The sequence below is a fragment of the Streptococcus oralis subsp. oralis genome (assembly GCF_002096495.1).
GTDB lineage: Bacteria > Bacillota > Bacilli > Lactobacillales > Streptococcaceae > Streptococcus > Streptococcus oralis_CU.
Genome location: NZ_NCUO01000012.1, coordinates 203,933 through 216,744, shown reverse-complemented (window position 1 = coordinate 216,744; position 12,812 = coordinate 203,933). Strand labels below are relative to the sequence as shown.

13 protein-coding genes and 1 riboswitch are annotated in these 12,812 nt (G+C 41.3%); of the genes, 5 read left to right on the top strand and 8 right to left on the bottom strand.

The window, feature by feature from the left end:
• Nucleotides 1–42 precede the first annotated feature (42 nt).
• Genes B7717_RS06500 through B7717_RS06490 form a run of 3 tightly spaced genes read left to right on the top strand, consistent with a single transcriptional unit; the run spans nt 43 to nt 2,207 of the window.
• Nucleotides 43–1,224 (top strand): BaiN/RdsA family NAD(P)/FAD-dependent oxidoreductase, encoded by a 1,182-nt coding sequence (locus B7717_RS06500; protein WP_084944415.1) that lies wholly within the window; start codon nt 43–45, stop codon nt 1,222–1,224.
• A gap of 13 nt (nt 1,225–1,237) precedes the next feature.
• On the top strand, nt 1,238–1,759 hold the full coding sequence (locus tag B7717_RS06495) for a DUF1697 domain-containing protein (RefSeq protein ID WP_042767777.1): 522 nt from the start codon (nt 1,238–1,240) through the stop codon (nt 1,757–1,759).
• Nucleotides 1,760–1,769: 10 nt separating this feature from the next.
• The gene (locus B7717_RS06490; RefSeq protein WP_084944414.1) at nt 1,770–2,207 is read left to right on the top strand and encodes an 8-oxo-dGTP diphosphatase; all 438 of its coding nucleotides are present in this window, start codon (nt 1,770–1,772) and stop codon (nt 2,205–2,207) included.
• A 46-nt stretch (nt 2,208–2,253) separates the two neighbouring features.
• On the opposite strand, the gene B7717_RS06485 is transcribed toward B7717_RS06490, so the two are convergent.
• Nucleotides 2,254–2,994, bottom strand: coding sequence for a MerR family transcriptional regulator (locus tag B7717_RS06485; RefSeq protein ID WP_084944413.1), 741 nt, complete (start codon nt 2,992–2,994; stop codon nt 2,254–2,256).
• A gap of 367 nt (nt 2,995–3,361) precedes the next feature.
• Between B7717_RS06485 and B7717_RS06475 the strand changes: the two genes are divergently transcribed.
• Nucleotides 3,362–4,702 carry a sodium-dependent transporter gene (locus B7717_RS06475; protein ID WP_084944412.1) on the top strand — a complete coding sequence of 447 codons (1,341 nt, stop codon included), beginning with the start codon at nt 3,362–3,364 and terminating at the stop codon, nt 4,700–4,702.
• A 42-nt stretch (nt 4,703–4,744) separates the two neighbouring features.
• Here B7717_RS06475 and manA read toward each other — a convergent pair whose 3' ends face one another.
• Together manA and B7717_RS06465 are read right to left on the bottom strand one after the other, a co-directional pair.
• A complete protein-coding gene (gene manA, locus B7717_RS06470) occupies nt 4,745–5,689 on the bottom strand; it encodes a mannose-6-phosphate isomerase, class I (protein ID WP_001294306.1) in 945 nt (314 codons plus the stop codon).
• A gap of 256 nt (nt 5,690–5,945) precedes the next feature.
• Complete coding sequence (locus B7717_RS06465) at nt 5,946–6,206, bottom strand: SemiSWEET family transporter (protein ID WP_001291475.1); 261 nt, start codon at nt 6,204–6,206, stop codon at nt 5,946–5,948.
• A gap of 325 nt (nt 6,207–6,531) precedes the next feature.
• On the opposite strand from B7717_RS06465, the gene B7717_RS06460 reads away from it, so the two are divergent.
• Complete coding sequence (locus tag B7717_RS06460) at nt 6,532–6,876, top strand: lipopolysaccharide assembly protein LapA domain-containing protein (protein ID WP_000913393.1); 345 nt, start codon at nt 6,532–6,534, stop codon at nt 6,874–6,876.
• A 165-nt stretch (nt 6,877–7,041) separates the two neighbouring features.
• Here B7717_RS06460 and B7717_RS06455 read toward each other — a convergent pair whose 3' ends face one another.
• The 5 genes from B7717_RS06455 to B7717_RS06435 all read right to left on the bottom strand — a co-directional run bounded on the left by B7717_RS06455 (nt 7,042) and on the right by B7717_RS06435 (nt 12,496).
• Complete coding sequence (locus tag B7717_RS06455) at nt 7,042–7,389, bottom strand: VOC family protein (protein WP_084944411.1); 348 nt, start codon at nt 7,387–7,389, stop codon at nt 7,042–7,044.
• Between the two features lie 109 nt (nt 7,390–7,498).
• On the bottom strand, nt 7,499–9,274 hold the full coding sequence (spxB, locus tag B7717_RS06450) for a pyruvate oxidase (RefSeq protein ID WP_084944410.1): 1,776 nt from the start codon (nt 9,272–9,274) through the stop codon (nt 7,499–7,501).
• Nucleotides 9,275–9,486: 212 nt separating this feature from the next.
• Nucleotides 9,487–11,709, bottom strand: coding sequence for a heavy metal translocating P-type ATPase (locus B7717_RS06445; protein ID WP_084944409.1), 2,223 nt, complete (start codon nt 11,707–11,709; stop codon nt 9,487–9,489).
• Between the two features lie 9 nt (nt 11,710–11,718).
• Nucleotides 11,719–12,090, bottom strand: coding sequence for a cupredoxin domain-containing protein (locus tag B7717_RS06440; RefSeq protein WP_000935056.1), 372 nt, complete (start codon nt 12,088–12,090; stop codon nt 11,719–11,721).
• Between the two features lie 10 nt (nt 12,091–12,100).
• The gene (locus B7717_RS06435; RefSeq protein WP_001167199.1) at nt 12,101–12,496 is read right to left on the bottom strand and encodes a CopY/TcrY family copper transport repressor; all 396 of its coding nucleotides are present in this window, start codon (nt 12,494–12,496) and stop codon (nt 12,101–12,103) included.
• Between the two features lie 182 nt (nt 12,497–12,678).
• A riboswitch (TPP riboswitch) is annotated at nt 12,679–12,777 on the top strand.
• Nucleotides 12,778–12,812: the final 35 nt, after the last annotated feature.

Genomic DNA, 12,812 nt, shown 5'->3' with positions numbered 1-12,812 from the left:
GAGAGGCCAAGCATCTCTTGTTTTTTGTGGTACAATAGATCTATGAAACATTTTGATACTATTGTCATCGGTGGAGGGCCTGCGGGCATGATGGCTACCATTTCCAGTAGCTTTTATGGTCAGAAAACTCTTCTCATCGAAAAAAATCGGAAACTCGGAAAAAAATTAGCTGGAACAGGCGGGGGACGTTGCAATGTAACCAACAATGGAAGTTTGGACGACCTACTTGCTGGCATCCCTGGAAATGGCCGCTTTCTATACAGTGTCTTCTCCCAGTTTGATAACCATGATATCATCAACTTTTTCACGGAAAACGGTGTTAAACTAAAGGTTGAGGACCACGGTCGTGTCTTTCCTGCTAGCGACAAATCGCGGACTATTATCGAGGCTCTGGAAAAGAAAATCGCTGAGCTAGGGGGACAAGTTCTCGCTCAAACCGAAATTGTTTCGGTTAAAAAGATAGACGACCAGTTTGTTCTTAAGTCCGCAGACCAAACCTTCACTTGTGATAAACTCATTGTCACAACAGGTGGTAAGTCTTATCCTTCGACTGGTTCGACTGGTTTTGGTCACGAGATTGCCCGCCATTTTAAGCACACCATTACCGATCTTGAAGCCGCTGAAAGTCCTTTGTTAACAGATTTTCCGCATAAGGCCTTGCAGGGAATTTCCCTAGATGACGTGACCCTAAGCTATGGCAAGCATATCATCACTCATGATTTGCTCTTTACCCACTTTGGTTTGTCGGGCCCTGCTGCCCTGCGTATGTCTAGCTTTGTAAAGGGTGGTGAGGTTCTCTCGCTAGATGTTTTGCCTCAACTTTCTGAGAAGGACTTGGCTGCATTTCTAGAAGAAAATCGGGAAAAATCCTTGAAGAATGCTTTGAAAACTTTGCTTCCGGAACGCTTGGCTGAGTTTTTTGTACAAGGATTTCCTGAAAAAGTCAAACAGCTAACTGAAAAAGAACGTGACCAGCTTGTCCAATCTATCAAGGCTCTCAAAATTCCTGTCACTGGTAAAATGTCATTGGCCAAGTCCTTTGTCACCAAAGGCGGTGTCAGTCTTAAGGAAATCAATCCTAAAACTCTGGAAAGCAAGCTGGTACCTGGGCTCCACTTTGCTGGTGAGGTCCTGGATATCAATGCCCACACGGGTGGCTTTAACATCACTTCTGCCCTCTGCACCGGCTGGGTGGCAGGCTCCAATCCAATAAATACCAAATAAGAAAGGAAGTCCTTTGGAACATATTATTTTACTAAGAGGCGTTACTCCTAATGGAAAAAATGCTATCCCGAAAATGTCTTATTTGGTAGATATTTTGACAGAAGCTGGTTTTCAACACGTTCGAACCTATATTCAAAGTGGGAATATCATTCTTGAGAGTGACTCAGATTTAGAAGAAATACGAGAACGCGTTCATACTTTGATAAAGGAAAAAATTGGGGCCGACTTAAAAATGGTTATCAAGAATAAGAACGATTTTGAAAAGATTGTTCATGAGAATCCATTTAAAGAAGACTATCTTCATGATCGTGTGCATGTAATTCTTTATCAAGGACTTATCCAAAGTCTGCCACTAGAAAAATTGAAAACTGACTACGGCGAGGAAGAAATCTGTGTAGGCGATTACTGTCTCTACCTCTATCTTCCTAGAACTGCAAAACAAAAAAAGCTCAATACCAACTATCTTGAAAAATTGTTTGGCGTGGTTCTGACCATGCGAAAGTTAAACGTCGTGGAAAAGTTACTAACAAAATAGGAAAAACAATATGAACAGATGCGAAACAGTCGAATTTGTCAACATGTGCATGATTAAAAACGGGGACAAGGTTCTGGTCCAAGACAGAGTTAGCCCTGACTGGCCTGGTATTACTTTTCCTGGCGGGCATGTTGAACGTGGCGAATCCTTTGTCGAAGCTGTCATTCGTGAAGTGAAAGAAGAAACTGGACTAACTATTTCCAAACTCCAACTCTGTGGTATTAAAGACTGGTATGACGACGAGGATTACCGTTACGTCGTTCTATTTTACAAGACCGAACACTTTACTGGTGAGCTCCAGTCTTCAGACGAAGGGAAGGTTTGGTGGGAAAATTTTGGCAATCTTTCTCATCTAAAACTTGCTACTGATGATATGTCTGATATGCTTCGTGTTTTTTTGGAAGATGATCTCAGTGAGTTCTTCTACTATAAAGACGGTGACGACTAGCTTTATGATTTGAAGTAAAAAATAGGCTAGGAAATTCCTAGCCTATTTATTCTGCATTTGTCCGAACGTAAGCCGCAATGACATCTGACGTGTACTGGGCTGTTCCAGAACCAAACTTGTCAATGTTTTCCTTAAACTCTGGGTTATAGACGTAGCCTTTACCAATATGGCCGAAGACTTCAATAGAGCAGTCAAATCCATAAGTACGAATGGCTTGCAATAGCTTAGCTGCTTGCTCTTGGTTTTCAACTGCTGTTTCAGGCAGACCAGCTTGAAGATTTTGTGCTAAGGCTTGAAAAACTTGGTTAAAGGCAGTCGTCGCCTCATCTTCGCGGCCTTTTTGGCGCTCGAGAGCTTCTCCCATGACTTCTTGACCATATTTCTCTACCGCTTCTTGCTGGTATTTTTGATTGTCTTGATAGCTAAATCCAGTGAATTTTTCCTCAATCGTCATTTTTCTTTCTCCTTTTTGTTCTTGAATGGTTTTTTGCAAGGTGGAAATCAAGGTATCCAGATGCTGCCTTTCTTGGGTCAAATAGTCCAACTGCCTGGTCAAATGGGGCAATAAATCTGTCCTTTCTTCCTTTAACAGCTCTGCTATTTTTTCTAAAGAAAAACCTAGATATTTATAATACAGAATGACCTGAAGGCGTTCCAAATCCTCTTGACTGTATGTTCGATAGCCGTTTTCCGACTTTAAGGGAACCAAGAGCCCTATCTTATCGTAGTGGTGCAGAGTCTTGACAGAGACACCTGAAAGCTGCGCAGCTTCTTTTATATGGTACATGATTTCCTCCTTATACTCAATGAAAATCAAAGAGCAAACTAGGAAGCTAGCCGCAGGTTGCTCAAAGTACAGCTTTGAGGTTGCAGATAAAGCTGACGTGGTTTGAATTTGATTTTCGAAGAGTATTACATTGATAGTATAACCCCTCCCCCTAGGTCAGAGTCAAGCGTTTTTGCGAAAAATTTTTAACTTTTTGAGAAAGGTGTGAAAACTTGAAAATGGTTTTCTTGACAGACCTTAGAAAACATGATAGGATAGTCAAGTCTATCAATCAAACAGAAGGCTCATAAAGAGCCATTGAGAGAAGGCTATTTGACAACTCAAGTAGCCTTTTCTTATTTTAAAAAACGAGATTGGAGTTTCAACTATGTCAGAAAAATCGCAATGGGGCTCGAAACTTGGCTTTATTCTAGCATCTGCTGGCTCAGCCATCGGGCTTGGTGCCGTTTGGAAGTTTCCCTATATGACTGCTGCAAATGGCGGTGGAGGCTTTTTACTGGTCTTTCTCATTTCCACTATTTTAATCGGTTTCCCTCTCCTGCTGGCTGAATTTGCCCTTGGTCGTAGTGCTGGCGTTTCCGCTATCAAAACCTTTGGAAAACTGGGCAACAATAACAAGTACAACTTTATCGGTTGGATTGGTGCCTTTGCCCTCTTTATCCTTCTCTCCTTTTACAGTGTTATCGGAGGATGGATTCTAGTATATCTGGGTATTGAGTTTGGGAAATTATTCCAGCTTGGTGGAACGGGTGATTATGCTCAGTTATTTACTTCAATCATTTCAAATCCAGCCATTGCCCTAGGAGCTCAAGCAGCCTTTATCTTATTGAATATCTTTATTGTATCACGTGGGGTTCAAAAAGGGATTGAAAGAGCCTCAAAAGTTATGATGCCCCTGCTCTTTATCATTTTTGTCATTATCATTGGACGCTCTCTCAGTTTGCCAAATGCCATGGAAGGCGTTCTCTACTTCCTCAAACCAGACTTCTCAAAACTGACCAGTGCCGGTTTCCTTTATGCTCTAGGACAATCTTTCTTTGCCCTTTCACTAGGGGTCACAGCCATGCTGACCTATGCTTCTTACTTAGACAAGAAAACCAATCTGGTCCAGTCAGGGATTTCCATCGTAGCCATGAACATCTCGGTATCCATCATGGCAGGTCTAGCCATTTTCCCAGCCATGTCAGCCTTCAATATTCAGTCTGAAGGGGGACCAAGCCTGCTCTTCATCGTCTTGCCTCAACTCTTTGACAAGATGCCTTTTGGAACCATTTTCTACATCCTCTTCCTCTTGCTCTTCCTTTTTGCGACGGTCACTTCCTCTGTCGTGATGCTGGAAATCAATGTGGGCAATATCACCAACCAGGACAACAGTATGCGTGCTAAATGGAGTACCATTTTAGGAATCTTGACCTTTGTCTTTGGCATTCCTTCAGCCCTATCCTATGGAGTTATGGCGGATGTTCACATCTTTGGTAAGACTTTCTTTGATGCTATGGACTTCTTAGTTTCCAATCTCCTCATGCCATTTGGAGCTCTCTGCCTTTCACTTTTTACAGGCTATGTCTTTAAAAAGGCTCTTGCAATGGAGGAACTACACCTTGATGAAACAGCATGGAAACAGGGACTTTTCCAAGTCTGGCTTTTCCTTCTTCGTTTTATCATTCCTATCATCATCATCGTGGTCTTTATCGCCCAATTTATGTAAATACAAAAAAGGACTTGAGAATATCTCTCAAGTCTTTTCTTTTTATGGATGACTGACAATCAATTCCAAACCTTGCCCTTCCAGAGTCCAAGCTTCAACATCACTTGGTAGGATAAAGTGGCTCCCTTTTTGGATTGGATAGTTTTTCCCGTCAACAGTTAGTTGACCTTGACCAGCCAAGACACTCAACAAGCTGTAGTCAGCTGTCTTTTCAAAGTTAACTTTTCCAGTAATTTCCCATTTGTAAACTGCGAAGAAATCATTGGATACAAGGAGAGTGGAACGTAGATCATCTGCTTTGACAGTGACAGGTCGGCTATTGGCAGGTTCTCCAATGTTTAAAACATCGATGGATTTTTCAAGATGAAGTTCACGCAAGTTGCCCTTGTCATCCTTGCGGTCAAAGTCATAGACACGGTAGGTAGTGTCACTAGACTGCTGGGTTTCAAGAATCAAGATACCTGCACCGATAGCGTGCATGGTACCACTTGGCACATAGAAGAAATCTCCAGCCTTAACTGGCACTTTTGTCAGTAAGGCATCCCAGTTCTTGTCCTCAATTTGCTGGCGGAGTTCTTCTTTTGACTTGGCATTGTGACCATAGATAATCTCTGATCCCTCATCCGCTGCGATGATATACCAGCATTCTGTTTTTCCAAGTTCGCCTTCGTGTTCTAGTCCATAGGCATCGTCTGGGTGAACTTGGACGCTAAGCCAGTCGTTGGCATCGAGAATTTTAGTTAAGAGAGGAAATACTGGTTCTGGACGGTTGCCAAACAACTCACGGTGTTCCGCATACAAAGTAGCAAGGTCTGTTCCCTCGTAGCGTCCATTGGCTACCTTAGAAACTCCATTTGGGTGGGCTGAGATAGCCCAGTATTCCCCGATTTTTTCACTTGGAATGTCGTAACCAAACTCATCACGTAGCTTGGTCCCACCCCAGATTTTTTCTTGCATAACTGATTGTAAAAATAATGGTTCTGACATGTCGATCTCCTGTCTGATTTTTCTCCCCTCATTATAGCAAAAAAAGAGTTCGAATTGAACTCTTTTTTCTATTTTATAAAGTAGGGAGAAGATTTTGTAAAAATAGTAACGAAACAATCTCTTACTTGATGGAGGAACCCCTAAAGCAGCAATCAGAAAGCTCGCTGTCAACGGCTATTCTCCTCAACTCTCATTAGACTTTCTTTACTTGAGAATCTATTTTTATGTACAAAAAAGACTGAAACCAGTCTTCTTTTTAAATCAAAGCTGTGATAGCCGTTACCAGACCAAAAATGATACCTGGCGCATTAGCAGCCGCAAGGGGAATATCTCTTTCTTTCTTGAAAAGACCGTAGTAAACCCAGAGACTACAGTTGATGGCTGCAACCAAGGGCTGGATAAAGTTCCCTTTTTGACCAGCCAGGTTGTTCATAATTTGCGGGAAGTAAGAGACGTACATCATAACAGACATGAAGGTCGCTACCCAACCCAAAACTTTCATTTGTTTTTCAGACATTTTCAAAACCTCTTTCATTTTTATGAATCATATTTTATAATCTTTTTTCAAAACAATCAAGTCTTTAAAACTTTTGTTATAAAGATATAAACTATCACAATCTTGTTATAAGAAAGAGGGAACAGAAAAAAGACCGAATTGCTCCGTTCTGTTTACTCAATCAAATATTAGAAAATGAATACTCCTTTTCAATGAATCGATTGATTGATGGTAAATAAGCCGTTAGAAATTATTGACAGTATCGAAATTTTCTAGTAAAATGAATTTTGTTAATACCTAAATGGTGTGTAGTTTTCTATCAACATAGTCAGGAGAAAAGGAACTTATGCTAAAAAAATTTAATGAATTGTCACTGAAAGATAAGGCTTATCTAATTGGCGGTTTGAGCTTATTAGTCATTGTGATCTCATTTGGTCTACTCAATCGTCAAACAGTAACTGTCAGTCTTGTCTTTACACAACTATCTGCTCCCTTGATTTTGGTGATTTTTACTTGTCTAGTAATCGGGATCATTGCTGGTAGTGCTATTGGTATTAGCTATCACCATAACAAGACTCAAGATCTGAGAAGCCGCATTGCTGAAGCAGAAGCGACTATCAATATAAAAGACAGGGAGCTTGTCCAGTACGAGGAACAGGTGCAACAATTAAAACAGGAAGCCAAACAATAAGTGTAGAAATCATAACCACCCGTGAAAACGGGTGGTTTTTTGTCTCGCACCTAACGGAGCGAGACGGACTGAAAGTCGCATAAATACAAAAAAGATCGAATTGCTCCGATCTTTTTAAGTTTCACTCCAAGAATGTTTAGATAAAAAATTTGATAATAGAATTACCTACTTCATACGATAAAAATCAATCACTAAACTAGCTGGACCTTTTACAAGCAAGGATTCTGTCCCCCAATCAGTTACAGCCGGACCGTGTAAAATCTCGACACCAAGCTCTTTCAATCGTCGATAGTTCTGGTCTACATCCTCAACCTCGATATGAAGAATGATTCCTGACTGAAAGTTTTCCAAAGAAACCAAATGACTTTGTGACAACATGAGACAATGACTGCTAATCGTAAACTGAGCAAAACTGTCATCAACATAATCGGCTTTTTTATCCAAAATACGCTCCAAGTCAGCACAGACTTGAGGAACATCTGAAACGATGATATCTAATTGATTTAAATTCATTTACTATCCTCCAGAAAAAGACCGGATTGCTCCGATCTTTTCAAGTTAGACTCTTGAAAATCAAAGAATAAAATCTACAAAGTTTACATTTGATTTTCGATGAGAGAAATTATTTGATTGCGCGTGATTGCAATCCTTCCTCTTCCAAGAAGAGGCGGAATGGTACGAGTTCTTCTGCTTCGTATTTTTCCTTGAAGGCTTTGATTGCTTCTTCTGAGTGTTGTTTTGGATCCAACTCAAGTACTTCTACTGGAAGCGGACGGTGTTGAGAGATGCGAGCATCGATCACAACAGTTTTACCTTCTTTGTTCAATTTAACAGCTTCTGCAACAACTGCGTCGATGTCTTCGATACGATCAACTGTAAATCCTACAGCACCTTGCGCTTCAGCGATTTTCGCATAGTCAGCATTAGGGAAGTCACAACCAAACAAGTGTTTGTTTGTGTCTTCGTATTTGTCCTTGATGAAGGCATATTTACCATTTGAGAAGACAACATTGATAACTGGAAGGTCGTATTGAACGTTTGTGATAACGTCTGGGTAGCACATGTTGAATGCACCGTCACCCATGATGTTCCATACTTGGCGATCTGGATTGTCTTTCTTAGCAGCGATACCACCAGGAAGGGAAATACCCATTGTCGCAAAGAGTGGAGATGTACGCCACATGTTCTTAGGTGTCATGTGAAGGTGACGAGTAGATGTTTGAGTAGTGTCACCTACGTCGATTGAGTAGATAGCGTCTTGGTCAGCATGTTTGTTGATTGCATTGTAAACTTGATACAATTGCAATTCACCCTCGGTTTTACCTTCGAGTTTGTTCATGTAATCACGCCAGTTTTGGTTGTTCTTCACGTTTGCACGCCACCATGGAGTAGACTCAACTGGGTTTACTTTATCAAGGATAGCTTTCGCTGCTTGACCTGCGTCACCAAGGATAGAAGCGTCAAGGGCATGACGTTTACCAAGTTTGTAAGGGTCGATATCGACTTGGATGAATTTTTCAGTGTTCTTGAAGGCTTCGTAAACTTCAGCAAATGGGAAGTTTGAACCAAGGAAAAGAACTGTGTCTGCTTCAAAGACCACTTCGTTGGCTGGTTTCCAACCAACACGGTAAGCAGAACCTGTCAAACCTTCGTAGTTCCATTCAAAGGCTTCAAAGTTTTTACCAGTTGTGATGATTGGTGCTTTGATTTTACGTGACAATTCAGTAATCACTTCACCTGCTTTAACACCACCGTAACCAGCGTAGATAACTGGACGTTCAGCATTGTTCAAGATTTCAACAGCTTTGTCGATTTCAACTTCGTTCAATGCAGGAGCGATGAATGAACGCTCGTATGAACCTGAACCGTAGTATGAGTTTTCGTCGATTTCTTGGAAACCGAAGTTTACTGGAATTTCAACAACAGCTGGACCTTTTTTAGAAACTGCAGCACGGCAAGCTTCGTCGATTACTTTTGGCAATTGCTCAGCGTAAGCGACACGTTTGTTGTAAACAGCGATACCGTTGTACATTGGGTTTTGGTTCAATTCTTGGAAGGCATCCATGTTGAGTTCGTTAACTGGACGTGATCCAAGGATAGCAAGGAATGGAGTGTTATCCATAGCTGCATCGTAAACACCGTTAATCAAGTGAGTCGCACCTGGACCACCTGAACCAACAGCAACCCCGATTGAGCCGCCAAATTTAGCTTGCATGACCGCTGCAAGAGCACCTGTTTCTTCGTGGCGAACTTGCAAGAAACGGATATCTTTGTCTTCAGCCAAAGCGTCCATCAATGAGCTGAGTGTTCCTGATGGGATACCGTAGATTGTGTCTACGCCCCATGTTTTCAATACGTTGAGCATTGCTGCAGATGCAGTAATTTTCCCTTGAGTCATAATGATAACTCTCCTTCAAATATTTTTAAAACTTGATAAATCCGTTTTCATATACTAATTGGAAACGTTTCAGCAAATTTTTACTCTACTACTTTACCACATTTGTTTTTGGTCTCCTAAGAATGTGCTCAGAAGTTTTTATTCTCTATTACAGTACAGTTTGAAAACGTTTTATACAACTGTTTTATAATAAAAAGCGAGCAAGCTCGCTTTTAGTCTATTTTACTAAAGTTTAGCATGAGTGAACTGGTTAAAACAGATACAGAACTAAAAGCCATGGCTAGACCAGCCAGTTCTGGATTGAGAACGAGACCAATTCCTGAAAAGACTCCTGCTGCAATCGGAATACCAATGAGGTTATAGATAGAAGCCCAGAAAAGATTGAGTAGAATACGATTAAAGGTCTTCTTACTCATATCAAAAGCACGTGCCAATCCTAGTAAATTGTTGGTTGTAAGGACAAGATCTGCTGATTCAATGGCAATATCTGTTCCAGCTCCCATAGCAATCCCCACATCCGCTACACTAAGGGCTGGCGCATCATTGATACCATCTCCGATAAAGGCTACTTTACCAGCCTGTTGAAGTTGATGGATTTCATGCGCTTTTTCTTCTGGCAAAACACCAGCAATGACCTCTTCGATACCAATCTGGTCTGCAATAGCTCGCGCCACTCCAGCATTATCTCCTGTCAACATCACTGTTCGGAGACCACGTTTTTTCAGCTGACTGATGGCAAGCTTGGCATTTTCTTTGGGAATATCTTGCAGGGCAAGCAAGCCTTTGATTTCATTGTCAACAGCCAAGTACACAACTGTCTTAGCTTCTTTTTCCAGTTCTTCTAGTTTTTCCTGATAAGCGCTCGAAATATCCATGCCATCTAGCATTTTAGCATTTCCAAGCAAGACTTGTTTCCCATTGATTTGCCCTGAAACACCTTTTCCGTGTAGGGCTTGGAAATTTTCTACAGGTTGAAGCTCAAGTCCTGCTTCACTCGCTCGCTTGATAATAGCTTGAGCCAGTGGGTGTTGAGAGGCTTCTTCCAAAGAGGCAGCTAAGCCAAGTACTTCTGTCTCGTCGCCAATGATATCAGTGACCACTGGTTTTCCTTCCGTCAAAGTTCCTGTTTTATCAAAGACGAGAGTTTGGACTTTCTGGATTTCCTGTAGGACGGTTCCATTTTTTAGGAGAACCCCCATCTTGGCACTCCGCCCTGTTCCTACCATGAGGGCTGTTGGTGTTGCAAGACCTAGGGCACAAGGGCAAGCGATAATCAAAACTGCCACACCATAAAGTAGAGAGGTCACAAAACTAGCCCCAAGTAAGACAAACCAAATCCAAAAAGTCAAAATCGCTAAAATGACAACTGCTGGGACAAAAATTCCTGAAATCTTATCCGTCAAATCCTGAATCGGTGCACGGCTGGTCTGGGCTTTCTTCACAAAGTCCACAATCTGAGCCAAGACAGTCTCTGAACCAACTTTTTCTGCTTTAAAAACCAGTGTTCCACTATTATTGATAGTGGAGCCAATCACAGTATCTCCAACTGATTTATCGACTGGAATACTTTCCCCAGTTACCATTGATTCATCAATACTAGTTTCTCCTTCTATTACAGTCCCATCAACGGCAATTTTTTCACCTGGTCGAACGCGAATGAGATCCCCAACTTTGACTTGTTCTAGAGGTATTTGAACATAAACATCATCACGCAAAACCTCTGCTGTTTTTGCTTGTAGGTCTAATAATTTTTCGACTGCCTGCGAAGTATTTTTTCGCATTTTTTCCTCAAAAACTGCTCCCAAAAGAATGAAGAAGAGGATAAATGCAGCACTTTCAAAGTAAACGGGCAGACCAGTGAAGAGGGCAACTAAGCTATAGAAATAGGCCACTAGGGTTCCCAGAGCAACCAAGGTATCCATGTTGGAATTGTGCTTTTTAAAACTAGCCCAGGCGCTTCTGATATATGGAACTCCAGCTACCAGCATAATGGGGGTTGTGGCTAAAAAGGTGCCCCAACGCATGACTTGGTGACTAATTCCTCCTGTAGACATACCAATCATGAGAATCACAAGAGGCACAGTAAAGATAGTAGTAATCCAAAAACGTTGTAAAAGTGATAGAGATTTTCGAGTCTTCTCAACTACGGTATAACTCCCCTTTTGCATCTTCATGCCACAAGAAAACTCGTGCTCACCCAAGTCTTGAGGCGTAAAGCGAATAATTTTTTCCTCATCTTGAGCGATTGGTTCTAGAATCCCTTCTTCTTCGAAGAGAACTTCTTTATAACAGTTTGAAGGTGTCACACGGTGAAAAGTAATCTCAGCAGGAATCCCTTTTTGCAGTTGAATGTGGGCTGGATGGTAGCCTTTGTCTGCCGTGATACGGATTTTTTGAATGCCATTTTCTAGGCTTGCTTTCACAATTTCTGTCATAGTCTCCTCCTACTCTACAATCATCTTGCCGTGCATCATGTTCATACCACATGCAAAGCCAAACTCTCCAGTCTGCTCAGGTGTGATTTCCACTACATACTCTTCACCCATAGGCAAGTCCGCATGCACACCAAAATCTGGAAAGACGATCTGATCTAGACAGGGTGAAGGGTCCTTGCGGTCAAAGACAATGCGGGCTGGCACTGATTTTTTAAGAATAATCAACTCAGGCGTATAGCCCCCCATGACTTCCACTCGGATCTCTTGGTAACCCTTTTTTTGCTGGGCCTTTTGTCCAGATTTTTCAGGCTTTTTGAAAAACCAAAACAAGATAAACGCGATAAGGGCAATACAAATAATGGTTACAATACTATTTAACATGACGTCTCCTTTACATACAATTACATCTTACTTCTGTTACAGCGCTTGATTTCTTCTTAGAAATCACAGCTTCTAAGTCTTCCAAGTCAGCCAAAGTGAAATCACATTCCACAATCAAATCAGCCAACAAGTTCTTAATCCTACGAGAACAAACCTTGTCTTTGATATCTTGGACAAGCAAGTCTCGACTCTGGTCCAGAGTTAAAAGGGCTGAATAGACAAAGAACTTGCCTTCTTTTTTCCTTGTCAGACACTCTTTCTCAACCAAACGAGCCAAAAGAGTTTGAATGGTCGACTTGGACCAGTCGAACCGCTCCGCCAGAACCCTGATCAAATCCGTACTGGTCTGCTCTCCTTGCATCCAAATAATCTTCATAACCTGCCATTCTGCATCTGAAATCTGCATCATCACACCTCCTAAATCTACATTTGTCGATTATAGTTATTAGTATACCTCCAAAATCTACATTTGTCAATTATAAAATTAATCTTTTTTTGAAAAATTGAATTTTAACCATATGATACAGGATTTTCAGTCAAATTTTACTATATAAACTATAAAAATATGCTATACTAAAGAAAAAAGAAAACAACCACTAGGGGTGCGTAAAGCTGAGATTAACGACTGTTAGATCCCTTTGACTCAATCTAGGTAATGCTAGCTGATGGAAGTGGAAATGATAATGAGGACTAGCTAGTCTTCTATTTCCTTCCAAAACAGA

Excerpts from the sequence above, each read along its gene's own strand:
- B7717_RS06455 (WP_084944411.1), bottom strand. The coding sequence starts at position 7,389 with ATGAATTTAAATCAATTAGATATCATCGTTTCAGATGTTCCTCAAGTC.
- B7717_RS06490 (WP_084944414.1), top strand. The coding sequence starts at position 1,770 with ATGAACAGATGCGAAACAGTCGAATTTGTCAACATGTGCATGATTAAA.
- B7717_RS06435 (WP_001167199.1), bottom strand. The coding sequence starts at position 12,496 with ATGCAGATTTCAGATGCAGAATGGCAGGTTATGAAGATTATTTGGATG.
- B7717_RS06475 (WP_084944412.1), top strand. The coding sequence starts at position 3,362 with ATGTCAGAAAAATCGCAATGGGGCTCGAAACTTGGCTTTATTCTAGCA.
- B7717_RS06500 (WP_084944415.1), top strand. The coding sequence starts at position 43 with ATGAAACATTTTGATACTATTGTCATCGGTGGAGGGCCTGCGGGCATG.
- B7717_RS06485 (WP_084944413.1), bottom strand. The coding sequence starts at position 2,994 with ATGTACCATATAAAAGAAGCTGCGCAGCTTTCAGGTGTCTCTGTCAAG.
- manA (WP_001294306.1), bottom strand. The coding sequence starts at position 5,689 with ATGTCAGAACCATTATTTTTACAATCAGTTATGCAAGAAAAAATCTGG.
- B7717_RS06460 (WP_000913393.1), top strand. The coding sequence starts at position 6,532 with ATGCTAAAAAAATTTAATGAATTGTCACTGAAAGATAAGGCTTATCTA.
- spxB (WP_084944410.1), bottom strand. The coding sequence starts at position 9,274 with ATGACTCAAGGGAAAATTACTGCATCTGCAGCAATGCTCAACGTATTG.
- B7717_RS06465 (WP_001291475.1), bottom strand. The coding sequence starts at position 6,206 with ATGTCTGAAAAACAAATGAAAGTTTTGGGTTGGGTAGCGACCTTCATG.
- B7717_RS06440 (WP_000935056.1), bottom strand. The coding sequence starts at position 12,090 with ATGTTAAATAGTATTGTAACCATTATTTGTATTGCCCTTATCGCGTTT.
- B7717_RS06445 (WP_084944409.1), bottom strand. The coding sequence starts at position 11,709 with ATGACAGAAATTGTGAAAGCAAGCCTAGAAAATGGCATTCAAAAAATC.